We start from the raw sequence: 23811 nt of genomic DNA, 5'->3' as shown, positions 1-23811 counted from the left end.
ATGTTTGAGCGCATTAAAGAAGATATTCAGAGTGTTTTTCACCGCGATCCTGCGGCTCGTACCACTTTTGAAGTGTTGACCGCATACCCCGGATTGCACGCTATCTGGATGCACCGGCTCAGCCATAAACTGTGGCTGGCCAACTGGAAATGGCTGGCCAGAGTCTTGTCTAATCTGGCCCGCTGGATAACCGGTATTGAGATCCATCCCGGCGCCACTCTCGGTCGGCGTTTTTTTATCGACCATGGCATGGGCGTGGTAATCGGGGAAACGGCGGAAATCGGCGATGATGTGACCCTCTATCACGGTGTCACTCTGGGGGGCACCAGCTGGAATGCAGGAAAACGTCACCCGACGTTGATGGATAACGTGGTGGTCGGTGCTGGTGCCAAAGTGCTCGGGCCTATCACCATTGGCAAAGGGGCCAAAGTGGGCTCTAACTCCGTGGTGGTCAAAGATGTGCCGGATGAGGCGACAGTTGTCGGTATCCCCGGCCGCATCGTTGCTCAGGCCAAAGATCTGGAAAAAGCCAACGACAGAGACAAGATTGCCCGCAAATATGGCTTTGATGCGTATGCGGTATCACCGGACAATCCGGATCCGGTGGCTAACGCCATTGGCCGCATGCTGGATCATGTACATCTTATCGATACCAAGGTTGAAGATATGTGCAAGGCGATTAATAAAATGGGTGGTGATGTATGTGCCGACTCGTTGCCCAGTATTGATTTGGACGATTTTGAAGGTCTGGAACCGGACAAGAGCAAGGACGAACAAGGCGACGCCTTCGATCCCAGAATTTAGTCACAGGTCATTAATACCTGAGTGTTTTAGTGGGACTTATACTTTACTAAATTAGTCAGGTATGGCATGCTTTGTGGCATCAAAAAGCACAGGCTAAAGGCATGAAACTAACATCTAAGGGTCGATACGCGGTGACTGCCATGCTGGATGTGGCGCTGCATTCTCAAAGGGGTCCGGTGCCTCTGGCCGATATCTCTGAGCGCCAGGAAATTTCCCTGTCTTATCTTGAACAATTATTCTCGCGCCTGCGCCGCGAAAAACTGGTATCCAGCGTCCGCGGACCGGGTGGCGGTTACAAACTGGGTCGCAATTCCCTGGAGATTTCCGTGGGTGAGGTGATCCGGGCGGTGGACGAATCGGTGGATGCTACCCGCTGTAGTGGCAAGTCTGATTGTCAGGGGGGAGAGCGCTGTCTTACCCATAGCTTGTGGAGCGATCTCAGTGATCGTATCGCCGAATTTCTTAACAGTATCAGTCTCGGTGAACTGATGGCCAAGCAGGATATTAAACTGGTGGCGCAGCGTCAGGACAGCAACAAACATCAGGCCGATGCCGGGATGAAAATTACCTTACAAATCTGACCGGTAGTCTGAGTATGAAAAAGCCTGTTTATCTGGATTACGCCGCCACTACGCCTGTCGATCCCGTTGTTGCCGATAAAATGGCCCAGTATCTGACGATGGATGGGGTATTCGGTAATCCTGCGTCCCGCTCCCATCGCTATGGCTGGCAGGCCGAAGAAGCGGTAGACATTGCCCGTAATCAGATTGCCGCGCTGGTTAATGCCGATCCCCGTGAAATTATTTTTACCTCAGGTGCTACCGAGTCCGATAATCTGGCCATCAAAGGTGCCGTGCGCTTTTATCAGGACAAGGGTAAGCATATTGTCACCCTTAAAACTGAGCACAAGGCTGTGCTGGATGCCTGTGCGGCGCTTGAAGAAGAGGGTTTTGAGATCACCTATCTGGCTCCTGAAGCCGATGGATTGTTAAACCTGGATAAACTCAAAGCCGCCCTTCGCTCCGATACGGTGCTGGTTTCAGTGATGCAGGTTAATAACGAAATCGGCGTGATTCAGGATATTGCCGCCATTGGCGAGATATGTCGTCAGCATCATGTGTTATTTCACGTGGATGCAGCGCAAAGTACCGGCAAAGTGGCTATTGATCTGCAACAGTTGCAGGTGGATCTGATGTCCTTTTCTGCCCACAAAAGTTATGGCCCCAAAGGTATCGGCGCCTTGTATGTGCGCCGCCAGCCCCGTATTCATCTGCAAGCCTTGATCCACGGCGGCGGCCATGAGCGCGGTATGCGTTCAGGTACGTTACCGACCCACCAGATCGTCGGCATGGGCGAAGCCTTTGCTTTGGCCGGTAAACTGATGGAGTCAGAAAATCATCGAATTCTGACACTGCGTCAGCGCCTGTGGCAGGGTATTAAGGGCATTGAGGGTATTGGCTTAAATGGCAGCGAGACCGCCAGAATTGCCGGTAATCTGAATATCAGCTTTGAGGGGGTTGACGGCGAGGCGCTGTTGATGGCACTGAAAGACTTGGCGGTGTCCAGTGGTTCAGCTTGTGCTTCTGCCAGTATTGAGCCCTCTTACGTGCTAAAAGCCATAGGCTTGTCTGATCAACTGGCACACAGTTCGGTGCGCCTGTCGATTGGCCGCTTTACCACAGAACAGGATATCGACTTCGCCATTGAGCATATCCACAGCGCTATCGGCAACCTGAAGAAAATGGCACTGGACTGGTAAACAAGCGGTGAGTGTAGGTCGGAATTCATTCCGACAATGTTGTTAGCGTTAAAGATTGCTGTCGGGTTGAAACCCGACCTACACACCTCTGCTCTTACTTGTTAGCCTTCGCAATGGCCTGGATTCTGGCGACGATGGCGCGCAGGCCGTTGCCGCGGGTAGGGGTGATATGACGTTCCAGATCCAGCGCTCTGAAATAGCCGTCGATATCGAAATCGAGGATCTGGGCCGGGGTTCTGTCGTTAAAGGCCGCCATCACCAGTGCCAGCAACCCGTTAACAATCACCGCGTCGCTGTCTACCTGGAACTGCAATTTGCCGTCCTGCTCATTACTCACCAGCCACACGCTGCTCTGGCAGCCTCTGACCAGGCGTTCTTCGGTTTTCAGGCTGTCATCCATGGGTGGAATGCTTTTGCCCAGATCGATGATGTACTGATAGCGTTGCTCCCAGTCATCAAAAAAGGCCAGGTCCTCAACAATTTCTTCGCTGGAGGGTAAATTCATCAGGGGCTCTCAGGATAAGTTCTCTTTATTCAGTATCAGAAGAATACACCGGCTTCAAGCTGGGCTTCTTCGCTCATCATCTCGCGGGACCAGGGCGGATCAAATACCAGCTCCACCTCAACCTTCTTCACATTGGGCACCATGCCGACCCGGTATTCCACATCGCCGACCAGCACCGGCCCCATGCCACAACCAGGGGCGGTAAGCGTCATATCAATATGAACAGTTTGCGTATCCTGATTGACAGCAACCTTGTAAATCAGACCCAGAGATACCAGATTGATGGGAATTTCAGGGTCGTAGATGGTTTCCAGCGCCTGTAAAACCTGATCCTCACTGATATGACCATCTTTTGGGGTGGGGAAGTCCAGCTTTTGTGGTTTACGGCCTATGGCATCGGCGTCGGTGCCGTCAATACGTAGCATATTGCCGCGCCAGGTAACGGTATAGTTGCCGCCAAGATCCTGGGTGATATTGACAAACTCGCCTTCGGGGATCAGTTGCACTTCGCCGGTGGGAACACGCCTGGCTTTACACTCCCGCTCGGTGGAGACCATTTTCTGTTGCATCACAGAACCTCGTTAAACTGCACAACTGCCATTAGAGGATAAAGACCTGTCAGCTGACATTAAAGCTTTCGCCACAGCCACACTCATTGACCACATTGGGATTATTAAATTTCACTACACCATTGATGCCTTCTTTGACGTAGTCAATCTCAGTGCCTGTAACCAGATCCAGCGCCTTGGTACTGATTGCCAGAGTCAGTTTGTCGCTGGCATGAATCAGGGTATCCCCTTGCTCTGCTTGTTCCGCAACATCCAGCACATAGGCATAACCGGTGCAGCCACTGATTTTAGTGGATAAGCGCACCAGATGACCGGGCTGGCTGGCCAGTTTGGCCTCAAAATGCTTTATGGCAGCCGGAGTGAGGCTGACTGCGTCGCCACTTTTACTTTGTGGCATAAAGGTTTCTACACTCATCATATTCTCCTCAGGCCAGCATATCCCTGGCTTTTTTCAGGGCAACAAACAGCGCGTCCACTTCTTCTAAAGTGTTATACAAAGAAAATGAGGCTCTGGCAGTACCGGGTACATCTAAGCGCCGCATCAGTGGCTGCGCACAATGATCACCGGTACGTATGGCAATGCCCTGTCTGTCCAGGATAAAGCCTACATCGGCGGGATGGCTGCCCTGTAAAATAAAACTTAACACCCCTATTTTAGTGGGTGCATTACCTATGATTTTCAAGCCTTCAAAGGCTTCGGCCTGTTCCAGGGCGCTGGCCATCAGGGCCTGTTCATGAGCCTGTACGGCACTCAGATCAAGGCTCATAAACCAGTCAATGGCGGCACCTAAGCCTATGGCACCAGCAATATTTGGCGTGCCGGCCTCAAGGCGATTGGGTAATTCACCCCAGGTGGAGCACTCATAAGTGACTCTGGCGATCATCTCGCCGCCGGTCTGCCACACGGGCCAGTCCTGCAGGACATTTTCTTTGCCCCACAGTACACCAATGCCGGTGGGCCCAAAGAGTTTGTGACCGGAAAACGCATAGAAATCACAGCCAATATCGGCCACATTCACATTGCCATGGGCAACGCCCTGGGCGCCATCAATCAACACCAGCGCGCCTTTTTGCTTCGCCAGTGCGGTGAGCTCTTTGATGGGGTTTACCGTACCCAATGCATTGGAAATATGGGGCAGGGCAACGAAGCGGGTTTTATCGCTTAACAGGCTCTGAAATGCTTCCAGATTCAGTGCACCATTGTCATGGATAGGCGCGACTTTGAGGGTTGCGCCACTGCGCACGCAGGCCTGCTGCCAGGTCACCAGATTAGCGTGGTGCTCCATTTCGCTCACCAGTACCTCATCACCCTGTTGCAGGCGCTGAGCCATGCCATTGGCAACGATATTGATGCCTTCGGTGGTACCACTGGTCCAGATCACTTCTTTGCGACTGTCGGCCTGAATAAAAGTTGCTACCCTATCCCGGGCTTTTTCATAGCGGCGTGTGGCTTCATCAGAAAGGTGATGGGCGCCGCGGTGAACATTGGCATTACACTGGGTATAAAAATCCGTTATCGCCTGGATCACCGCCAGCGGTTTCTGTGTGGTGGCAGCATTATCCAGATAGATCAGCGGCTTGCCCTCGATCTGCTGTTGCAGAATCGGAAACTGGCTACGGATCTGTTCGACATTCAGCGCACCGGTGCTGGTAGTCATTTTACTTCCATCTCCACAAAGCGGGCCTTCAGTTGCGGCTGAAGCCAGTGGGCCAGTGCCTGATTGGGCATCTGATTAACCAGTTCCTGGATAAAACCGAAGTTCAGCATCACCAGTGCCTGTGAACGGGAAATACCCCGTGAGCGAAGATAATACAGGGTGTCTTCTTCGATCTCGGCGACCGTAGCACCGTGAGCACACTGTACGTCATCGGCGTAGATTTCCAGTTCGGGCTTGGTATTGATCTGACCGCGACGGGACAACAGCAGGTTGCGGTTATTCAGTTCAGCCAGGGTTTTCTGGGCATCACGGTGAATATGAATACGACCATTAAATACCGCTTTGGCCTTATCACCCACTATGCCTCTGGCATTTTCCTCAGTGGTGCCGTTTGGCACCGCATGTTCGATGGTGCTGTGCAGATCAAAATGCTCTGATTCGCCGAGCAGATATATGGCGTTAAATTTCGCCTTAGCATGTTCGCCGCTGTGAATAATATCCACATCCACCCGCGACAGCTGACTGCCATAACCAATCAGGGTGCTGTTAAGCCGCGCCTGCTGTTTAAGACTAAAGTGACAGCCACCGATATGGATCGCCTGATGGGTGTGCATCGCCAGCCGGTAATGCTCAAGATTAGCCTGCTCACCGATTTCGTATTCGGCAAAGCCTGTGCTCAGGCTGGCCTGTTCACCCTGGCCCTGCTCAATCACCGTAGCCTCAGCATCTTTGCCTAAACGCACCAGAATGCGGTGATGGGACTCCTGGCCGTCACTGCTCAAATTGACAATACGTATGGGCCGTTCAATCTTAATACCGGCATCGATATCAATCAGTACACCGTCTTTGACCAGAGCATCATTAACCAGACCGAACAAATGGCGCTCGGGTTTTATTTTTGCGAACAAGGTCGTGGCGGCCGCCTGCTGCTGCGTAGACGCCTCTCTGAGGCTGCTGATATGCAGCCCCTGCGGCAATGGCAGCGCGTTGATATCACTCTGCAATTGACCATTCACAAACACCAGATCCAGGCTGTTGAGCCCGTCAATAGCGGGGATGTGTGGTGCCGTTGCGGTGTCATTTTTGCTCAGCTCAAGCTGCTCAAGTGGAGCCAGTGAGGTGTATTTCCAGGCTTCCACCCGGCGATTGGGCCAGTCGGTGTGACGCAGGGTTTCCAGAGCCTGAGCGCGTACCGGGCTGAGCCAGTCATCAATGGCCTGGCCACGATCTATGACCTGCTGCAACCATTGGCTCATGCGCCGGCCTCCTCGGCATTGTCCTGTCCCAGGAATGCATAACCTTCTTTTTCCACTTCCTTGGCCAGGGAGGCATCGCCGCTTTTGACCACTTTGCCATTGGCCAGAATATGCACATGATCCGGCTCAATATAATCAAGCAGCCGCTGATAGTGAGTAATAACAATAAAGCTGCGTTTACCGTCGCGCTGACTGTTAACACCATTCGCCACCACCTGCAGAGCATCGATATCCAGGCCCGAGTCCGACTCGTCAAGAATACATAAAGTCGGTTCAAGCAAAATCATCTGCATCAGCTCGTTACGTTTCTTTTCGCCGCCGGAAAAGCCTTCGTTGACGCCACGCTTGAGAAAATCCAGTGGCAGTTGTACCTGCTTACAGGCTTCCTTGGCTTTTTTCAGAAATTCGGCAGCCGATAAAGGCGCTTCACCGCGCTGTTCGCGCATGGCGTTGACCGACTCTTTCATAAATTCCATATTGCTGACGCCGGGGATCTCAACCGGATACTGGAAGGCCAGAAACAATCCCTTGCGGGCACGATCTTCTATCTCCATTTCGAGCAGGTCTTCGCCCTGAAAATCGACACTGCCCTCAGACACCTCGTAACCTTCGCGGCCGGACAGGATATACCCCAGGGTGCTTTTACCGGCGCCGTTGGGGCCCATAATGGCATGCACTTCACCGGGTTTGATGTCCAGGTTCAGACCTTTAAGTATGTGTTTTTGCTCCACACTGGCGTGCAGGTTTTGAATCTTAAGCATTAAATTTCCCCGCTTATCCTACTGAGCCTTCGAGACTGATCTCGAGCAGTTTGCCCGCTTCCACGGCGAACTCCATCGGCAATTCTCTGAATACTTCTTTACAGAAACCGTTAACGATCATGGATACGGCTTTTTCCGCATCCAGCCCACGTTGTTTACATAAAAATAACTGGTCATCGCTGACCTTGGAGGTGGTCGCCTCATGCTCGACTATGGCTGATGGGTTACGGCTCTCAATATAAGGAAAGGTATGAGCGCCGCAGCGATCGCCAATGAGCAATGAATCACATTCGGTAAAATTACGTGCGCCATCGGCTTTCGGGCCCATCTGCACCAGTCCGCGATAGGCATTATTGCTGTTACCGGCACTGATACCTTTGGAGATAATGGTGGATTTGGTGTTCTTACCCAGATGGATCATCTTGGTGCCGGTATCGGCCTGCTGCATGCCACGGGTCAGTGCCACAGAATAAAACTCACCGACACTGTTATCCCCTTTGAGTACGCAACTGGGGTACTTCCAGGTCACCGCTGAGCCGGTTTCCACCTGAGTCCAGGAAATCTTGGCGTTGGTGTGACAGAGCCCCCGCTTGGTGACGAAGTTGTAGATACCGCCTTTACCGTTTTCGTCACCGGGATACCAGTTTTGTACGGTGGAGTATTTGATCTGGGCATCGTCCATCGCCACCAGCTCTACTACTGCGGCGTGCAACTGATTTTCATCCCGTTGCGGTGCGGTACAGCCTTCGAGGTAACTCACATAGCTGCCTTCGTCTGCCACGATCAGGGTGCGCTCAAACTGACCGGTATTCTGCTCGTTAATGCGAAAGTAGGTAGACAATTCCATCGGGCAGCGCACACCCTTGGGAATATACACAAAGGAGCCATCGGTAAACACGGCGCTGTTAAGAGCGGCAAAGTAATTATCGGAACGGGGCACCACGGAGCCCAGGTATTTTTTCACCAGTTCCGGATACTTATGGACGGCCTCGGAAATCGGGCAGAAAATCACTCCGGCCTCTTCCAGTTTTGACCGGAAGGTGGTTACTACCGACACAGAATCGAACACGGCATCGACGGCCACACCGGCCAGCATTTCCTGTTCATGCAGTGGAATGCCCAGCTTTTCGTAGGTACGCAGCAGCTCAGGGTCGACTTCATCCAGTGACTTGGGCTTGTCCTTCATACTCTTAGGTGCAGAGTAATAGGAGATGGACTGATAATCGATCTTGGGGTAGTGCACATGGGCCCATTCGGGCTCTTCCATGGTCAGCCAGCTGCGATAGGCACGCAAACGCCACTCCAGCATCCATTCCGGCTCACCTTTCATGGCCGAAATGCGTTGTATCACATCTTCATCCAGGCCAATGGGAAAGGTTTCAGATTCGATGTCAGAGACAAATCCGGCATCGTATTTGCGGGATAACGCCTGATCGATTTGTTCACTCATACTCTGCTTTCACCCTGATGCTGCTGTCCTGATGCCAGTGCTGGCACCCTCTTCCCGGACAATTGCACGTCGTTGCAATTAAAACCCGGCAAATTAAGCGGACAACGGTTTATAAACTTGTGCCGATTCTATATTACCTGAGCGTTTTACTCAAGTATTGGCAGTGGTAAAGTGGTAAAACAACAGCATAAAATTTATGTTCCTGCGCGCAGGATAAGCGGGTTTAAGTTTGATCGCGGGGATAGATAGCAAAGTGCTATATTTTTGCATATAATCCGCGCTCAAATTTTCAACTCTACCCAATTTCGGAGACTTACATGGCTCTTGAGCGTACTTTTTCTATCATCAAGCCAGATGCCGTTGCGAAAAACGTGATCGGTGCAATCTACAATCGTTTTGAAACCGCCGGACTGCGCATTGTTGCATCGAAAATGCTGCATATGAGCAAAGAGCAGGCTGAAGGTTTCTATGGCGAGCATAAAGAACGTCCTTTCTTTGGCGCTCTGGTTGAGTTTATGACCTCTGGCCCGGTTATGGTGCAAGTCCTTGAAGGCGAAAATGCGGTGAAGAAGAACCGTGAAATCATGGGCGCCACTAATCCTGCCGAAGCACTGGCCGGTACTCTGCGCGCAGACTACGCCGTATCTATCGATGAGAATGCGGTACACGGTTCTGATGCGCCAGAATCAGCGGCCAGAGAGATTGCTTACTTCTTCTCTGACGAAGAAATCTGCCCGCGCACCCGTTGAAGGTCAGCAGTCGGTTAGAAAAGGGAGCTGCGGCTCCCTTTTTAATTGAAATATTCTGGCTGTTGTCTGATTGGTAACTGCGCTTAAAAAATGTACAATACGCCCCCTTTGCTTCTGTAGTAATTTAGGTATAAATATGGCCACCGCTAAAACAAATTTGCTCGATCTTAACCGTCAGGGGTTAAGGGATTTTCTTGCCAGCATCGGTGAAAAGCCCTTCCGTGCGGATCAGATCATGAAATGGATCTATCAGTATGGTGTTGAAGATTTTGAGCAGATGACCAACCTGAATAAGGTGTTGCGGGGCAAGCTTGCCGGGCAGGCCGAGATCAGGGCGCCACAAATTGCCTACCAACAGAATGCCACCGACGGCACGATTAAATTTGCCCTGACGGTATCGGGTGGTCAGGAAGTGGAAGCCGTATGGATCCCGGAATCTGACCGGGCCACGCTGTGTGTTTCCTCCCAGGTCGGTTGTGCGCTGGAATGTACATTTTGCTCAACGGCCCAGCAGGGCTTTAACCGCAACCTGTCGGTATCTGAGATTATTGGCCAGGTATGGCGGGTGGCAAAAGTGATCGGCCTGTCGAATGATACCTCCCGTCGACCCATTACCAATGTGGTAATGATGGGCATGGGCGAACCGCTGCTGAATCTGAAAAATGTGGTGCCGGCCATGGATATTATGCTTGATGACTTTGGTTTTGGGCTGTCTAAACGCCGGGTTACCTTAAGTACCTCTGGTGTGGTGCCAGCGCTGGATATGCTCGGCGATCAGATAGACGTCGCCCTGGCGGTGTCCCTGCATGCCCCTAATGACGAACTGCGTAACGAAATTGTGCCGGTTAACAAAAAATATCCTATTGCCCAGTTGCTCGACGGCGTGCGTCGCTATCTGACTAAATCCAATGCCAATCAGGGCCGGGTTACCATCGAATATGTGATGCTTAACGGTATCAATGACAGTACCGATCAGGCCCATGAACTTGGGCGTCTGCTGAAAGATACGCCGAGTAAAATTAATCTGATCCCCTTTAATCCTTATCCGGGATCGCCTTACACCTGCTCAAGCAACTCTCGTATTGACCGTTTCTCCAAGGTGCTGATGCAATACGGTTACACGGTAGTGGTGCGCAAGACCCGTGGCGATGATATTGACGCGGCCTGTGGGCAGTTAGTCGGTGATGTTGTCGACAGAACCCGACGGATGATGAAAAAACAGGTGAAGGGTGAACAAATTTCAGTAAGAATGGCCTGACAGATTGTTGTTTTTAAATCGGGAACTTATGCAAAAGCTTCTTCTGATATCGATATGCCTGTTGATTTCTGCCTGTGCCGGTCAGTCCGGGCAGGAAAGGGCGAACAATTTCGATGCCGCTGAAGCGGCAAAAACCCGTATTTCCCTGGGCCTGACCTATCTCAAAAATGGCAATTTCAGCCAGGCCAAACGGAATCTCGACAAGGCGCTCGAATTTGCACCGAAAATGGCCGATGTGCACTACAGTCTGGCCTACTATTTTCAGCGTGTAGAAGAATTCGAACAGGCAGAAAAGTCCTATCGCCAGGCTATGCAACTGGATCGCAATAACCCGGATATCCTCAATAGTTATGGGGCGTTTCTGTGTCAGCTTGGCCGATACGATCAGGCCAAAGGTTACTTTATGCAGGCGGTAAACAGCCAGAGTTACAACAGGGTGGCGGAAACCTACGAGAATATGGCTTTGTGCAGTCGCAGCCAGGGACAGATTAGCGATGCGGTGGATTATCTTGAAAGAGCGCTGAATCATCAGCCCGGTCGCAGCCAAAGCCTGTTGTTGTTAACTGAGATCCTGATTGAGGATGAGCAATGGCAGCAAGCCAAGCAGGCGCTGAGCCGCTATGAACGTCAGGGCAGAGTAACGCCACAGACACTATATATGGCCTATCAGGCTGAGTCAGGGTTACAGAACCTGCAAGGAGCGCGTGGATACGTTAATATGCTTATGCAATTGTATCCTGAGCACCGTTTGACGGCCCGGGCACAACAGAGTCTCAGAGCTCAAAGCCGTGTGGAGCGCGCTGAACCAGTGGCAACGCCTGTTCCTGCACCGACACCGAAGACCGAAGATCGCGAAGTAACGGATGAGGAACAGGGTGTGCAATTTCACGAAGTGCAGGCGGGAGAGAATCTGTACCGGATATCCCTGAAATATAATATCAGAATGAGCAAGCTGATTGAGTGGAATGAGCTGGCGGATGCGCAGGACATCAGAGTTGGCAGCAAATTGCGGGTATCACAGCCATAGAGGCCATATACCCATATGACACCTTGAGGTCAGTTGGGTATAGAATCAAAAAAACATAGAGTTTACGCAGTATTATGACAGACGAACAGTCAGCCGAAGAACAAGTAGCAGGGCCCGGCACCCTTCTTAAGAATGCCCGGGTCGAGAAAGGCCTGAGCCAGGAAGAGGTCGCCAGTCGCTTAAACCTGCGCCTGGCCAATGTACAGGACCTCGAAGCCGAGCACTTCGACAAGACCATCTCCGTCACCTTTATCCGTGGCTATCTTAAGGCGTATGCCAAATTACTGGAAGTGCCTGTTGATGAGGTACTTAAGGCTTATGAGCGGGTCAATACAAGTGCCCCTGAGCCTGCGAAGTTGCAGAGTTTTTCCCGGAAAATGTCGATGCAGGCTGATGATGACAAGCTGATGCTGGTGTCCTACCTGATCCTGGGCATTATTCTGGCCCTGGTGGTGGTCTGGTGGTTTCAGCAAAGTGACAGCGATATTTTGCCCGAGATTGAGACCTCAGTGGAAACCACAGGGTCTGAGAGCAGTGACGTATCACGCTTTACCGTGCAGGAGCGCGATAATAGTGAGGTAACGGATGATGACAACAGCATTTCTGAAACTTCCGCATTAGAACCCGCTTCTGAAGGGCAGCAAGCCTCCGGTGATCAGCAAAACATGGCCGGGCCGGCTGAATCTCAGACTGTAGCCGAAGAGTCAGGTGAAACGGCGCTGGTTCAGCCCGCCGCGCCCGATGAGGTGGCGGAGCCTCCTGCCAACCAGATGATTGATGCGGTGGATTTGGTGTTTGAGTTCAGCGGCGATTGTTGGGTCAATATTGTGGACGCTACAGGAGAAGCTATTGCCTATGGCGTTAAGGCCCAGGGGCGGGTGATGCCGCTGTCCGGAATCCCGCCCTTTGAGATTACTCTCGGGGCGCCCGGTGTGGTGTCGATTACCTATGCCGGAGAGCCGGTGGCTATGTCAGGCTTCGATAAGGACAGGACGGCCAGCTTCACCTTACCGCTGGCCGAATAACGCTGATTCATACTGTTTATCAGGATAAGAGAAGGTTATGTTTGGTGAATCACCGATAAAACGTCGCAAATCTACCCGTATCAATGTAGGCACTGTGCCCATAGGTGATGGTGCACCTATCGCCGTGCAGTCTATGACTAATACCCTTACCACAGATGTCGGGGCTACCGTTGCGCAAATAAAACGGATTCAGGCCGTAGGCGGAGAGATTGTGCGGGTTTCTGTACCTACTATGGATGCCGCGGAGGCGTTTAAGCAGATTCGTCAACAAGTCGAGATTCCGCTGATTGCCGACATTCATTTTGATTACCGTATTGCCCTTAAAGTGGCTGAATATGGTGCCGACTGCCTGCGCATCAATCCGGGCAATATTGGCAATGAAGAACGCATCCGTGCTGTAGTGGACTGTGCCAGGGACAAGAATATTCCGATTCGCATTGGCGTCAACGGTGGTTCGCTGGAAAAAGACCTGCAGGAAAAATATGGCGAGCCGACTCCACAGGCATTGCTTGAGTCTGCCATGCGCCATGTGGATATTCTCGATCGCCTCAATTTCCATCAGTTCAAAGTCAGTGTCAAAGCCTCAGATGTGTTTCTTGCCGTTGGTGCTTACCGGCTGCTGGCGAAACAGATTGAACAGCCTCTTCACCTTGGCATTACTGAGGCCGGCGGTTTACGTGCCGGTGCAGTAAAAAGCTCAGTAGGGCTGGGCATGCTGCTGGCTGAGGGAATCGGTGACACTATTCGTATCTCGCTGGCGGCAGACCCGGTGGAAGAGATTAAAGTGGGTTTTGATATTCTCAAGTCTCTGCGTATTCGCTCTCGGGGAATTAATTTTATTGCCTGCCCGAGCTGTTCACGCCAGGAGTTTGATGTCATCGCCACGGTCAATGCGCTGGAACAGCGTCTCGAAGATCTGCTCACGCCCATGGACGTGTCCATCATCGGTTGCGTGGTGAATGGGCCGGGTGAAGCCGAAGTCTCGGACCTGGGGCTTACCGGAGCGCGCAATAAGAGTGGCTTCTACCTTGATGGTCAGCGCCAGAAAGAGCGGCTGGATAATGAAGATCTGGTCGACCAACTGGAAAAACGTATCCGGGCCAAGGCTGCAATGCTGGATCAGAACAAGCGTATTGAAGTGAAAAACGCCTGAAGTCGGTATGACTTTGGGTACAAAATCCCTATAATCGCCATTGCAAAAAATCACCACTGAAAAGTGGGTGATTCAGGTTCACATAAAAGAGACAGATTACTGGTGGCAAAACAAATTCAGGCTATTCGCGGCATGAACGACTGCCTGCCCGAACAATCCGGGGCATGGCAGTGGGTAGAACAGAGTATTCGGGAGCTGGTAGCCGGTTATGGTTATCAGGAAATCCGCACGCCCATAGTGGAAAGCACCGATCTGTTCAAACGCTCTATCGGTGAAGTGACCGACATTGTCGAGAAAGAAATGTATACCTTTGAGGATCGCAATGGCGACAGCCTGACCCTGCGTCCTGAGGGCACTGCCAGCTGTGTGCGCGCGGGCAATGAACATGGGCTGCTTTATAACCAGCAGCAACGGCTGTGGTATATGGGCCCGATGTTCCGTCATGAGCGACCGCAAAAAGGCCGCTATCGTCAGTTCCATCAGTTTGGTATCGAAGCCTTCGGGCTGGGCGGCCCGGATATTGATTTGGAAGTGATTCTGATGAGTGCCAGATTGTGGCAACGTTTTGGTATCGCCGATCAGGTGACGCTGGAGATCAACTCTCTGGGTTCACCGGATGCCAGAGCCAGCTATAAAGACGCTCTGGTGACTTTTTTGCAGCAGCATGAAGCCAGCCTGGACGAAGAGAGCAAAAGGCGAATGCACACCAATCCGCTCAGAGTACTGGACAGCAAGAACCCTGATATCCAGGCGCTGCTGGTGGATGCGCCGGATTTGCTCGATTACCTGGATGCAGAATCCGCGGAACATTTTCAGCAATTACGTGAACGATTGGACCAGTTGGGTATCCAATACCGGGTTAATTCACGCCTGGTCCGGGGGCTGGACTATTATAACCGCACCGTTTTTGAGTGGGTTACCGACGCCCTTGGTGCTCAGGGTACGGTCTGTGCCGGCGGCCGCTATGATGGTCTGGTTGAGCAACTGGGCGGTAAGAGCACCCCGGCGGTTGGCTTTGCCATGGGGCTGGAGCGTCTGGTATTACTGTTAGAAGCGCTTGGTAAAGGTGGAGCGCCCCGGGAAGTTGAAGCCTACCTGTGTATTATGGGTGAGGCCGCTGAAATCTATGCGCTGAAGCTGGCAGAAGCCCTGCGCGATCAAATGCCTGCACTGAGGTTACAGACTCACTGTGGCGGCGGAAATTTTAAGAAACAACTTAAACGGGCTGACAAAAGCGGCGCGACACTCGCATTGATCGTGGGTGAAGAAGAAGCGCAGCAGCAGCAGGTATCGATAAAATACCTGCGAGAAGATCGGCCACAAGAGTATGTCGGAACGGCTGAATTGCTGCCGATGCTGAAACAGATATTTAACCATAAGTAGGGGAATGTGGTGGAAGATTACAGCACAGAAGAACAACAAGTCGAAGCCATCAAAAAATTCTGGAAAGAAAATGGCACAGCAATCATCCTCGGCGCAGTAATTGGCCTCGGTGGCCTGTGGGGCTGGCGCTACTATAACGAACAGCGTGTCGCTTCGCAGGAGCAGGCCTCTGAGCAATATGAACAGGCCATCACCATGCTGGAGCAGGGTGAACAGGGCTTTGACGAGGCAAAACGCTTTGTGTCTGAAAACCCTGACAATCATTATGCGGCACTGGCGGCTATGCAACTGGCGCAGCAGGCTGTTGAGCTGGATAATCTTGAAGAAGCCGCAGCACAGCTGAAACTGGCCGCAGATAAGGCTGGTGTGGATGCGCTGGCCAGCGTTGCCAGATTGCGTCTGGCCCGGGTGCAAATCCAGCAGCAGGCCTATGAAGAGGCACTGACAACACTGGCCTCTGTCGAGGCTCAGAGTTATAAATCCCAGGTGCTGGAGTTGCAGGGCGATGTGTATGTTGCTCAGGAAAAACTCGATCAGGCCCGCTCTGCATACAGCGAGGCACTGCAGTTGAACGCCGGAAACAATCTGCTGAAAATGAAACTGGATAACCTGCAGGTACTGGCAAGTCTATGAGTGATTTTAAACTGATCAAATCGATGCGGGCATTGAGCCTGCTGACGCTGCTTGGATTGTCCGGTTGTTCGATCATGCCCCAGTGGATGGACGCCAGAACCTGGTTTGCCGATGAAGAAGAACTGAAGATCCAACAACTTGAACCGATTCAGGCCGAGTTTTCTCCACAATTAGCCTGGGAAAAGGAAATCGGCGATGGTGTTGGTGATCATTTTTCCCGCCTGCAGCCTGTGCTTGCCTATGACAAGCTGTTTGCCGCCAGTCGCCATGGTGAAGTTAAAGCCTTTGATCCGGAAACGGGGAAGGTTGTCTGGCAGCAAAGCTTTGCCAGATTTAAAGATGGCGGGTTTTTCTCCGGTATCGCCAGACTATGGGAATCCGGCGAGTCGGCCAGAATAGGCGGTGGCCTGACGGCCAGCTATGAAAAACTCTACTTCGGCACTGAAAACGGCGAGGTTTATGCGCTGGATGTGAATACCGGCGATACGGTCTGGCGGGTTGAGGTAGAAGGTGAAGTGCTGGCCAAACCTGCCGTAGAAGCCGGTATGGTGGTCATAAACACAGGTTCAGGACTGATGCTTGGGCTGGACGCCGAAACCGGTGAAGAACAGTGGCGTTATGAATCTGATGTACCGCCACTGTCATTGCGTGGCATTGCCACACCCACTATCAGCAGTGGTGGTGCAATGGTGGGCACGGCATCAGGCAAGATGGCGATTGTCATCATGGAAAATGGTCAGGTTGCCTGGGAACAGACCATTGCCTCGCCCTCTGGAGCTACCGAGCTGGATCGTATCGTCGATATTGACGTTGAGCCGCTGGTACTGGGCGGAGTGATTTATGTAGTGTCTTTTGACGGTACTCTGGCCGCGCTTGAGTTGCGCAGCGGCCGGGTAATCTGGAAACGTGAATATCGCTCCTATCGCAGAATTACCCTGGATGGTAATAATCTGTTTGTGGTCGACGCCAACAGCGTGGTGTATGCCCTGGACAGACGCAACGGGGTTGAGCTCTGGAGCCAGAATAGCCTGCGAAGCAGAGTACTGACCGCTGCGGCACCGCTTTCCGACTATGTCGTGGTGGGAGATAAATTCGGATTCCTGCACTGGCTGAACCAAAGTGATGGCAAGATAGTCGCCCGCTTTGCTGCAGGTGATGATGACACCGATGAAGGTGTTTATGTGGAGCCGGTCGTGCAGGGAGAAAGGCTGTTTGCAGTAACTCGTGACGGCCAGCTCAAGGCAATTGATACGCCCTGAACCCTTTTTGAATATTAGGAAAATCTATTATGTTACCCGTCGTGGCTTTGGTCGGCCGCCCCAACGTGGGCAAGTCCACGCTATTTAACCGTCTGACCCGCACACGTGATGCGTTGGTAGCGGATTTTCCCGGACTGACCCGGGACCGGAAGTATGGTCAGGCCAACTACGAGGGCATGCAGTTTATCGTCGTGGATACCGGTGGTATCAGCGGTGATGAACAGGGCATTGATGCAGAGATGGCACAGCAGTCTCTGCTGGCGGTGGAAGAAGCCGATCTGGTGTTATTTCTGCTCGATGCCCGCACCGGTATTACCGCCGCGGACCAGGGTATTGCCCGTCATCTGCGCCTGCAGAACAAGCCGGTGCATATTGTCGCCAACAAGGTTGATGGGATCGACGGCGACAGTGAGAGTGCCGAGTTCTACGCCCTGGCCTTAGGTGAGGTGCACCAGATTGCGGCCGCCCATGGTCGTGGTATCAGCCAGTTGTTGCAGAATTTGCTCTACCCCTTGTCTGAAACCTTCCCGGATATGATTGCGCCCGATGAACCGGTGAATCATGAAGAGGAAGATGCCGAGGCTCAGCTCAAACGGTTACAGGATCTGCCGATTAAACTGGCCATTGTGGGTAAGCCCAATGTCGGAAAATCCACCCTGACGAACCGGATTCTCGGTGAAGAGCGGGTGGTGGTGTATGACCAGCCCGGTACCACCAGAGACAGCGTGTTTATTCCCATGAGCAGGGATGATCGTGAATATATTCTTATCGATACCGCCGGTGTGCGTAAGCGCAGGAAAGTCTCTGACATGGTGGAGAAATTTTCCATCGTCAAGACCCTGCAGGCCATCGAAGAAGCGAATGTAGTGTTACTGGTGGTGGATGCCCGTGAAGGGATCACCGATCAGGATCTCAGTCTGCTCAGTTTTGTGCTCAATTCGGGCCGCTCTTTAGTGATGGCGGTCAATAAATGGGACGGGCTGGATACTGATGTGAAAGACGAGATCAAGCGTGAACTGGATCGCCGTCTGGGCTTTATTGATTTTGCCCGCCTGCATTTTATCTCGGCTTTGCACGGCTCGGGCGTGGGCAATCTGTTTGAGTCGGTACAGGAAGCCTATGGATCGGCGACCCGACGGATTAATACCTCTATTCTGACCCGGATTATGGAAATGGCGCAGGATGATCATCAGCCGCCGCTGGTGCGTGGTCGCCGGGTGAAGATGAAGTATGCCCATGCCGGTGGCTATAACCCGCCGGTTATTGTTATCCATGGCAATCAGGTGGAAGATTTGCCCGATGCCTACAAGCGCTATCTGATGAATTATTTCCGTAAGTCCCTGAAAGTGATGGGTACGCCAATCCGGATTGAATTCAAAGAAGGGGCCAACCCCTTTGAGGGTAAGAAAAACCAGCTTACCCTGTCTCAGCAGCGCAAACGCAGGCGTCTGATGGCCTTTCATAAGAAGAAATAATGCTGAAAACGTTGCTGACCCTGTTGCTGTTATCGCTGACCCAACCGCTGTGGGCGGCAGAGTACAATCTGTATTTGCTGCGCCATGCCGAGAAACAGGATGATGGCAGCAAGGATCCATCCCTGACCGATGACGGAAGACAACAGGGCCTGCGATTGGCCAGGTTGCTACAGCATGGTGATATTCAGCGCATTTACAGTACCGACTACCGTCGTACCCGTGAAACGGTGGCGGCCTTGTCTGAACTGACAGGTATAGACGTGCAGGTTTATGATCCGTCCGACCTGAATACCTTTGCCAGAGCGCTGCAACAGCGTGGAGAAAATGCTGTTATCGTCGGCCACAGCAATACCACACCACAGTTGATCGGGATTTTGGGAGGCGAAGCCAAGGCCATGAGCGAGTCTGACTATGGCGACCTGTACCAGTTGCAAATCCACCAGAGTAATGTCATTACAGTGCACCTTTCGCTGTGATTTAATCTATGCCTTTAAGCTTAAAAGGCGGATAAACCACGAAAGACACTAACTAAAGCCTTGTTCGTTACTTCACGGTGCTGCTGACTTCGCCATCCACAAAGCGGGTGGTGAGTTTGTCTCCGGTCTTCAGCGCCTTGGCCGTTTTAATCACCTGATCGTCTTTTAAACTGATGCTGTAACCCCGGCTTAATGTTGCCAGCGGGCTGACGGTATTGAGTAAGTGACTGTTGTTGGCCAGATCCTGGTGTTTGTCCCGTAACAGTTTACGTAACTGGCTCTGCAGGCCATGGGACTGAAACTGTAATTGTTGTTGCATCGCCTGAAGTTTCTGCTGCGGTGACTGGTGCTGTAATCTTGACTGTAGCGCCGTCATCCGCTGCCGGGCCTGATTGAGCTGGCCGGCCAGAGCGTGATTCAGTTCGCTGTGCAATCTGTCCAGATGCTGGCTCTGCTGTTGCAATCTGACTCTTGGGTGAGTGCGCTGCAGTTGCTCTAATGCCAGTTGCTGGCGACCATGCAAATGCTGTAATTGACCTGCCATGGCACGGTGCAGTCGTCTGATGGTTTGTAGCAGGGCGCTTTCCAGCTCTTGTCGGTCCTGGCTGACCAGTTCGGCGGCGGCTGAAGGCGTGGGTGCGCGCAGATCGGCGACAAAATCGGCGATACTGATATCCACTTCATGGCCGACGGCACTGATCACCGGCAAGGATGATGCAAAATTGCCCGGGCCAGGTTTTCATCATTAAAGCACCAGAGATCTTCCAGTGAACCACCACCGCGGCCGAGAATGATCACATCCACTTCGTTGCGCTGGTTGGCAATCTGCAGTGCACTGATCAGTTGCGAGGCAGCAGTGTCGCCCTGTACCTGAGAGGGGTAAATAATCACTTCAATGGCCGGGTTACGGCGTTTCAGCACCGTCAGAATGTCATGCAGGGCAGCGCCGGTGGCCGAGGTGATCACACCCACCTTAACAATGGGATGAGGAATGGTTTTTTTGTGTTGCTGGTCGAACAAACCTTCAGCGGCCAGACGCTGCTTTAACTGCTCAAACTGTTGTTTCAGCAGTCCCTCTCCCTCAGGCTCCATATGTTCGGCAATCAGCTGGTAATCTCCCCGTGGCTCGTAAAGGCTAAGGGTCGCTCTGACCAGCACCCGATCCCCTTCCTTAGGTCGCAGCGTTACCCTTCGGTTTGCATTGCGGAACATGGCGGTACGCACCTGAGCGCGATCATCCTTAAGGGTGAAATACCAATGGCCGGAGCCGGCGGCAACAAAGTTAGAAATTTCGGCCCTGACCCATACCTGACCTATTTCACTTTCCAGCACCATACGGGCCTGACGGTTAAGGCGGCTGACGGTATAGATGGTGTCATTGGTGGCGTGCATCATGCCGGGGTCATTGAGTTGATTGCGCAGGTTTGTGAGCATAAAGCCTTACTGCGGCAAAGCCAAGTCACAAGGGAATTCAGTCTGTAATAGCTTTTTACATTTTCCCTGTAGCGAATCACTTCAGTGTATTGGTATTGCCTATATAACAGGGATAGACTGAGCGACGTTAAACCTGAACTCGACAGTTGACACAAGGTCGATAGCACATCTCCTTGATTTGTCTGGCTATATGAAAAAATGCCTCATTACCAATAAGGTAACCACGAATTTTTTCATTACGCCATCCAAATCAGACAGATGCACTCTCGTCTCGCGCGCAACTGCAGAACCCAGGTTAAAACCTCCCTATGCTTAAACGGAGAAAAATTAGAAATGAAAAGCATACTGATGCTGTGTCTGGTGCTGTTGCTGGCAACACCTGCTGCCAAGGCCACCGAAGCCAAAGACATACAGCAATTTACCCTCGAAAACGGCATGCAGATTCTGGTACTGGAAGATGATTCTATCCCTAATGCCAATATGTATCTGTTCTGGAAAGTCGGCTCCCGTAATGAATACCCCGGTATCACCGGCTTGTCGCACTTCTTTGAGCATATGATGTTTAACGGTTCAGAAAAATACGGTCCGAAAATGTTTGACCGCACCATGGAGGCGGCGGGCGGCGCGAACAATGCCTACACCACTGAGAACCTGACCGTCTATACCGACTGGTTTCCGGCCGATGCTCTGGAACTGATTTTCGACCTGGAAGCGGATCGTATCGCCAATCTGGATATTAATGCCGAGGTAGTGGAGAGTGAGCGGGGCGTAGTTGCTTCAGAGCGCAGTACCGGGCTGGAGAACTCCAACTTCCGTACTCTGCATGAGGAAGTTAAAGGTGTGGCCTTTCGCGCCCATCCATACAGCTGGCCGGTGATTGGTCATGATTCTGATATTGCCAACTGGACCCTGGAGGATTTACGTCAGTACCATAAGACCTACTATGCACCGAACAATGCGGTAGTGGTGATTGCCGGTGCAGTGAAATTTGATGAAGTGAAAAAGCTGGCCAGGGCCTATTTTGAGCCGATCCCTGCGCAGCCAGAGCCTCGTAATATTCATACCAAAGAGCCTGAGCAGAAAGGCGAGCGGCGCACCTATGTGCATAAGGAATCAGTAACCAGCCCCAATCTGATGATGGCCTTTCATATTCCCCCAACCGGCCATCAAGATTACTACGCGCTGCAGATGCTGGGTGAAATTCTGGCCAAAGGCAACAGCTCAAGACTCAAACAAGCGCTTGTATTTGAGCAGAAGCTGGCCACCAATGTGATGAGCTATATTCCTGAGTCTTTCGATGCCAACCTGTTTTACCTCTATGCCATCGCCACGCCGGGAACCTCTGCAGAGGCACTGGAACAGGGGCTTGTGGAGCAAATCAAACTGGTTATTGAGCAGGGCGTCAGCGAACAGGAGCTTCAGAAGGTTAAGAACAGCCAACTGGTCAGTTTCTACCGGGAAATGCAGACCATTAACGGCAAGGCCAACACCATAGGGACGTATCAGGTTTATTTCGGTGATTACAGAGAACTGTTTGATTTACCGGCCGAGCTTGAAAAAGTCAGCGCCGCTGATATTCAGCGGGTGGCGAAAACCTACCTGCGCAAAGCCAACAGCACTGTCGGTATTCTGGATAATAAGGAAGATTCTTATGCACAAGATCGTTAATTCCCTGCTGGCGCTGTTGGCCCTTACCACATTCAGCCTGTCGGCGGCAGAATTCAAACTGCCTGCCTATGAGAAACTGGTGCTGGAAAATGGCCTGACCCTGTACCTGATGGAACAAAAAGAGGTACCCCTAATTGACGCCATTGTTACCGTCAAAGCCGGTGCCGTTCAGGATGAAAAGGCCGGTCAGGCGGAGATGACCGCCAATGCACTGTTACTCGGAAGTGGTGAATTGAGTCGTGCTGAATTTGAACAACATCTGGATTTTGTCGGTGCCAATATCAACGCCGGTGGTGGTATGGAAGCCAGCCAGGTGGCTGCGTCTTTTGCCAGCAAAGACGAGGACAAGGTCCTGAAGATGCTCGCCGATGCCCTGCTGCATCCCGTTTTTGATGAGCAGGAAATCAGGGCCTACCAACAGCGGCACCTTGCGGCTCTGCAGCAGGCGCAGGAAAGCCCTAAGGCGGTAATCGGTAATTACTTTAATGCCCTGTTATTTGCAGAGCATCCCTATGCTACAGAGCAGAGCGGAAATATTGCCAGTGTGAAAACCATGCAGGTCACAGACTTAAAAGGTTTTTACGACAAATGGTATCGCCCCGATAACACTGCCATCAGCATAGTGGGGGATTTTGACAGCGACAAGATGATCAGCAAAATCAAGGCCTTGTTTGGCCAGTGGCAGGGTCAGACAGAAGACTTTGTGCTGCCTTTGGCAGAGGTGAAGGCCGATAAAGCCAGAGTGCTGCTGGTGGATAAACCCGATGCCCGGGAAAGCACTTATATCATCGGCGGCCCCGGTATTGCCCGCAGCAATCCTGATTATGTGGCACTGCAGGTGATCAATACCATACTCGGCGGGCGTTTTACCTCCTGGCTGAATGATGAGTTGCGGGTGAATACCGGCCTGACCTACGGCGCCAGAAGCAGTTTCCAGCCCTATCAGAAAGGCGGCAGCTTTAGTATTTACACCTTTACTCAGACCGATAAAACCAAAGAGGCCATCGACCTGACCCTGAAAACCTATGCCAGACTCTGGCAGCAGGGGATCGATAAAGAAACCCTGGACTCAGCCAAGGCTTATGTAAAAGGGCAGTTTCCGCCCAAGTATGAAACGTCCGGTGAGCTGGCCGGTTTGCTCAGCGGCATGTTTATCTATGGCTATGATGAGGCCTTTATTAATGATTTCAGTGATAATGTGAATGCGCTGGACGTCGATAAGGCCAAATCTCTGGTCGGGCAGTATTTCCCACAACAGCACCTGCAAATGGTGGTGGTCGGCAATGCCGAAGCCCTCAGGCCAGTAGTGAGTGAATACGGTGAGCTGATTGAAACGAAGATCGATACACAGCAGATTAGTCTATAGCCATGCATTTTTCCCGCAATCCGCTTCGCTTCTTGACTGGCTACATTAATGACGTAGCCAGCGCAATCCGGGACTGTACAAACATCTTCACCACAGAGCCACAGAGGGCACAGAGAAGTAAAAGGGGCCTGGCGGTTAATCCC

22 protein-coding genes and 1 pseudogene are annotated in these 23811 nt (G+C 52.0%); 15 read left to right on the top strand and 8 right to left on the bottom strand.

Annotation, left to right across the window (positions count from 1 at the left end):
* The 3 genes from cysE (at position 1) to AT746_RS14520 (ending at position 2563) form a co-directional block, all read left to right on the top strand.
* Complete coding sequence (gene cysE / locus AT746_RS14530; protein WP_062481513.1) at positions 1-804, top strand: serine O-acetyltransferase; 804 nt, start codon at positions 1-3, stop codon at positions 802-804.
* Positions 805-905: 101 nt separating this feature from the next.
* Positions 906-1385 (top strand): Fe-S cluster assembly transcriptional regulator IscR, encoded by a 480-nt coding sequence (iscR, locus tag AT746_RS14525; RefSeq protein ID WP_062481511.1) that lies wholly within the window; start codon positions 906-908, stop codon positions 1383-1385.
* Positions 1386-1399: 14 nt separating this feature from the next.
* The gene (locus tag AT746_RS14520; protein WP_062481509.1) at positions 1400-2563 is read left to right on the top strand and encodes an IscS subfamily cysteine desulfurase; all 1164 of its coding nucleotides are present in this window, start codon (positions 1400-1402) and stop codon (positions 2561-2563) included.
* 94 nt (positions 2564-2657) lie between these two features.
* Here AT746_RS14520 and AT746_RS14515 read toward each other — a convergent pair whose 3' ends face one another.
* Genes AT746_RS14515 through sufB form a run of 7 tightly spaced genes read right to left on the bottom strand, consistent with a single transcriptional unit; the run spans position 2658 to position 8762 of the window.
* Positions 2658-3068, bottom strand: a complete 411-nt coding sequence (locus AT746_RS14515; RefSeq protein WP_062481507.1) for a SufE family protein — start codon at positions 3066-3068, stop codon at positions 2658-2660.
* 35 nt (positions 3069-3103) lie between these two features.
* On the bottom strand, positions 3104-3637 hold the full coding sequence (sufT, locus tag AT746_RS14510) for a putative Fe-S cluster assembly protein SufT (RefSeq protein WP_062481505.1): 534 nt from the start codon (positions 3635-3637) through the stop codon (positions 3104-3106).
* A 49-nt stretch (positions 3638-3686) separates the two neighbouring features.
* A complete protein-coding gene (locus AT746_RS14505) occupies positions 3687-4052 on the bottom strand; it encodes a HesB/IscA family protein (RefSeq protein WP_062481503.1) in 366 nt (121 codons plus the stop codon).
* A 10-nt stretch (positions 4053-4062) separates the two neighbouring features.
* Positions 4063-5295 (bottom strand): cysteine desulfurase, encoded by a 1233-nt coding sequence (locus AT746_RS14500; protein ID WP_062481502.1) that lies wholly within the window; start codon positions 5293-5295, stop codon positions 4063-4065.
* Positions 5292-6551 carry a Fe-S cluster assembly protein SufD gene (gene sufD / locus AT746_RS14495; RefSeq protein ID WP_062481499.1) on the bottom strand — a complete coding sequence of 420 codons (1260 nt, stop codon included), beginning with the start codon at positions 6549-6551 and terminating at the stop codon, positions 5292-5294. Before sufD ends, AT746_RS14500 begins: the two co-directional genes overlap by 4 nt.
* A complete protein-coding gene (sufC, locus tag AT746_RS14490; RefSeq protein WP_062481497.1) occupies positions 6548-7312 on the bottom strand; it encodes a Fe-S cluster assembly ATPase SufC in 765 nt (254 codons plus the stop codon). The genes sufD and sufC overlap by 4 nt, the downstream gene beginning before the upstream one ends.
* 13 nt (positions 7313-7325) lie before the next feature.
* Positions 7326-8762, bottom strand: a complete 1437-nt coding sequence (sufB, locus tag AT746_RS14485) for a Fe-S cluster assembly protein SufB (RefSeq protein ID WP_062481495.1) — start codon at positions 8760-8762, stop codon at positions 7326-7328.
* A 317-nt stretch (positions 8763-9079) separates the two neighbouring features.
* On the opposite strand from sufB, the gene ndk reads away from it, so the two are divergent.
* From ndk to AT746_RS14435, 10 genes are all read left to right on the top strand, one after another.
* A complete protein-coding gene (gene ndk / locus AT746_RS14480) occupies positions 9080-9511 on the top strand; it encodes a nucleoside-diphosphate kinase (protein ID WP_062481493.1) in 432 nt (143 codons plus the stop codon).
* 136 nt (positions 9512-9647) lie between these two features.
* Positions 9648-10769, top strand: coding sequence for a bifunctional tRNA (adenosine(37)-C2)-methyltransferase TrmG/ribosomal RNA large subunit methyltransferase RlmN (locus AT746_RS14475; RefSeq protein ID WP_062481491.1), 1122 nt, complete (start codon positions 9648-9650; stop codon positions 10767-10769).
* A 28-nt stretch (positions 10770-10797) separates the two neighbouring features.
* Positions 10798-11796, top strand: a complete 999-nt coding sequence (gene pilW, locus AT746_RS14470; protein ID WP_062481489.1) for a type IV pilus biogenesis/stability protein PilW — start codon at positions 10798-10800, stop codon at positions 11794-11796.
* 74 nt (positions 11797-11870) lie between these two features.
* The gene (locus AT746_RS14465; protein ID WP_062481487.1) at positions 11871-12821 is read left to right on the top strand and encodes a RodZ domain-containing protein; all 951 of its coding nucleotides are present in this window, start codon (positions 11871-11873) and stop codon (positions 12819-12821) included.
* Positions 12822-12858: 37 nt separating this feature from the next.
* Positions 12859-13974 (top strand): flavodoxin-dependent (E)-4-hydroxy-3-methylbut-2-enyl-diphosphate synthase, encoded by a 1116-nt coding sequence (gene ispG / locus AT746_RS14460; protein ID WP_062481485.1) that lies wholly within the window; start codon positions 12859-12861, stop codon positions 13972-13974.
* A gap of 102 nt (positions 13975-14076) precedes the next feature.
* Complete coding sequence (hisS, locus tag AT746_RS14455; protein ID WP_082633410.1) at positions 14077-15357, top strand: histidine--tRNA ligase; 1281 nt, start codon at positions 14077-14079, stop codon at positions 15355-15357.
* 9 nt (positions 15358-15366) lie between these two features.
* Positions 15367-15990, top strand: coding sequence for a YfgM family protein (locus tag AT746_RS14450; RefSeq protein ID WP_062484259.1), 624 nt, complete (start codon positions 15367-15369; stop codon positions 15988-15990).
* A complete protein-coding gene (gene bamB, locus AT746_RS14445) occupies positions 15987-17249 on the top strand; it encodes an outer membrane protein assembly factor BamB (protein ID WP_197414267.1) in 1263 nt (420 codons plus the stop codon). The genes AT746_RS14450 and bamB overlap by 4 nt, the downstream gene beginning before the upstream one ends.
* Before the next feature lie 29 nt (positions 17250-17278).
* On the top strand, positions 17279-18724 hold the full coding sequence (gene der / locus AT746_RS14440; RefSeq protein ID WP_062481483.1) for a ribosome biogenesis GTPase Der: 1446 nt from the start codon (positions 17279-17281) through the stop codon (positions 18722-18724).
* Positions 18724-19200 carry a SixA phosphatase family protein gene (locus tag AT746_RS14435; protein ID WP_062481481.1) on the top strand — a complete coding sequence of 159 codons (477 nt, stop codon included), beginning with the start codon at positions 18724-18726 and terminating at the stop codon, positions 19198-19200. Before der ends, AT746_RS14435 begins: the two co-directional genes overlap by 1 nt.
* Positions 19201-19267: 67 nt before the next feature.
* Here the strand turns inward: AT746_RS14435 and xseA are convergent.
* Positions 19268-20595, bottom strand: a pseudogene (xseA, locus tag AT746_RS14430) (exodeoxyribonuclease VII large subunit).
* 372 nt (positions 20596-20967) lie between these two features.
* On the opposite strand from xseA, the gene AT746_RS14425 reads away from it, so the two are divergent.
* Together AT746_RS14425 and AT746_RS14420 are read left to right on the top strand one after the other, a co-directional pair.
* Positions 20968-22302: a M16 family metallopeptidase gene (locus tag AT746_RS14425; RefSeq protein WP_062481479.1), complete on the top strand. Its 1335-nt coding sequence runs from the start codon at positions 20968-20970 to the stop codon at positions 22300-22302.
* Positions 22286-23668 (top strand): M16 family metallopeptidase, encoded by a 1383-nt coding sequence (locus AT746_RS14420; RefSeq protein ID WP_062481477.1) that lies wholly within the window; start codon positions 22286-22288, stop codon positions 23666-23668. Before AT746_RS14425 ends, AT746_RS14420 begins: the two co-directional genes overlap by 17 nt.
* The last annotated feature ends 143 nt before the right edge of the window (positions 23669-23811 follow it).

Origin of the sequence: Lacimicrobium alkaliphilum, from assembly GCF_001466725.1 — a bacterium.
Lineage (GTDB): Bacteria > Pseudomonadota > Gammaproteobacteria > Enterobacterales > Alteromonadaceae > Lacimicrobium > Lacimicrobium alkaliphilum_B.
This window is presented reverse-complemented; position numbering and strand designations above follow the sequence as displayed.

Bases quoted from the DNA above. Each gene is read 5' to 3' on its own strand.
- AT746_RS14500 (WP_062481502.1), bottom strand. From the start codon at position 5,295: ATGACTACCAGCACCGGTGCGCTGAATGTCGAACAGATCCGTAGCCAG.
- AT746_RS14505 (WP_062481503.1), bottom strand. From the start codon at position 4,052: ATGAGTGTAGAAACCTTTATGCCACAAAGTAAAAGTGGCGACGCAGTC.
- AT746_RS14475 (WP_062481491.1), top strand. From the start codon at position 9,648: ATGGCCACCGCTAAAACAAATTTGCTCGATCTTAACCGTCAGGGGTTA.
- AT746_RS14520 (WP_062481509.1), top strand. From the start codon at position 1,400: ATGAAAAAGCCTGTTTATCTGGATTACGCCGCCACTACGCCTGTCGAT.
- sufD (WP_062481499.1), bottom strand. From the start codon at position 6,551: ATGAGCCAATGGTTGCAGCAGGTCATAGATCGTGGCCAGGCCATTGAT.
- sufB (WP_062481495.1), bottom strand. From the start codon at position 8,762: ATGAGTGAACAAATCGATCAGGCGTTATCCCGCAAATACGATGCCGGA.
- ispG (WP_062481485.1), top strand. From the start codon at position 12,859: ATGTTTGGTGAATCACCGATAAAACGTCGCAAATCTACCCGTATCAAT.
- AT746_RS14465 (WP_062481487.1), top strand. From the start codon at position 11,871: ATGACAGACGAACAGTCAGCCGAAGAACAAGTAGCAGGGCCCGGCACC.
- iscR (WP_062481511.1), top strand. From the start codon at position 906: ATGAAACTAACATCTAAGGGTCGATACGCGGTGACTGCCATGCTGGAT.
- AT746_RS14425 (WP_062481479.1), top strand. From the start codon at position 20,968: ATGAAAAGCATACTGATGCTGTGTCTGGTGCTGTTGCTGGCAACACCT.
- cysE (WP_062481513.1), top strand. From the start codon at position 1: ATGTTTGAGCGCATTAAAGAAGATATTCAGAGTGTTTTTCACCGCGAT.
- der (WP_062481483.1), top strand. From the start codon at position 17,279: ATGTTACCCGTCGTGGCTTTGGTCGGCCGCCCCAACGTGGGCAAGTCC.
- pilW (WP_062481489.1), top strand. From the start codon at position 10,798: ATGCAAAAGCTTCTTCTGATATCGATATGCCTGTTGATTTCTGCCTGT.
- ndk (WP_062481493.1), top strand. From the start codon at position 9,080: ATGGCTCTTGAGCGTACTTTTTCTATCATCAAGCCAGATGCCGTTGCG.
- bamB (WP_197414267.1), top strand. From the start codon at position 15,987: ATGAGTGATTTTAAACTGATCAAATCGATGCGGGCATTGAGCCTGCTG.
- sufT (WP_062481505.1), bottom strand. From the start codon at position 3,637: ATGCAACAGAAAATGGTCTCCACCGAGCGGGAGTGTAAAGCCAGGCGT.
- AT746_RS14420 (WP_062481477.1), top strand. From the start codon at position 22,286: ATGCACAAGATCGTTAATTCCCTGCTGGCGCTGTTGGCCCTTACCACA.
- AT746_RS14435 (WP_062481481.1), top strand. From the start codon at position 18,724: ATGCTGAAAACGTTGCTGACCCTGTTGCTGTTATCGCTGACCCAACCG.
- AT746_RS14515 (WP_062481507.1), bottom strand. From the start codon at position 3,068: ATGAATTTACCCTCCAGCGAAGAAATTGTTGAGGACCTGGCCTTTTTT.
- sufC (WP_062481497.1), bottom strand. From the start codon at position 7,312: ATGCTTAAGATTCAAAACCTGCACGCCAGTGTGGAGCAAAAACACATA.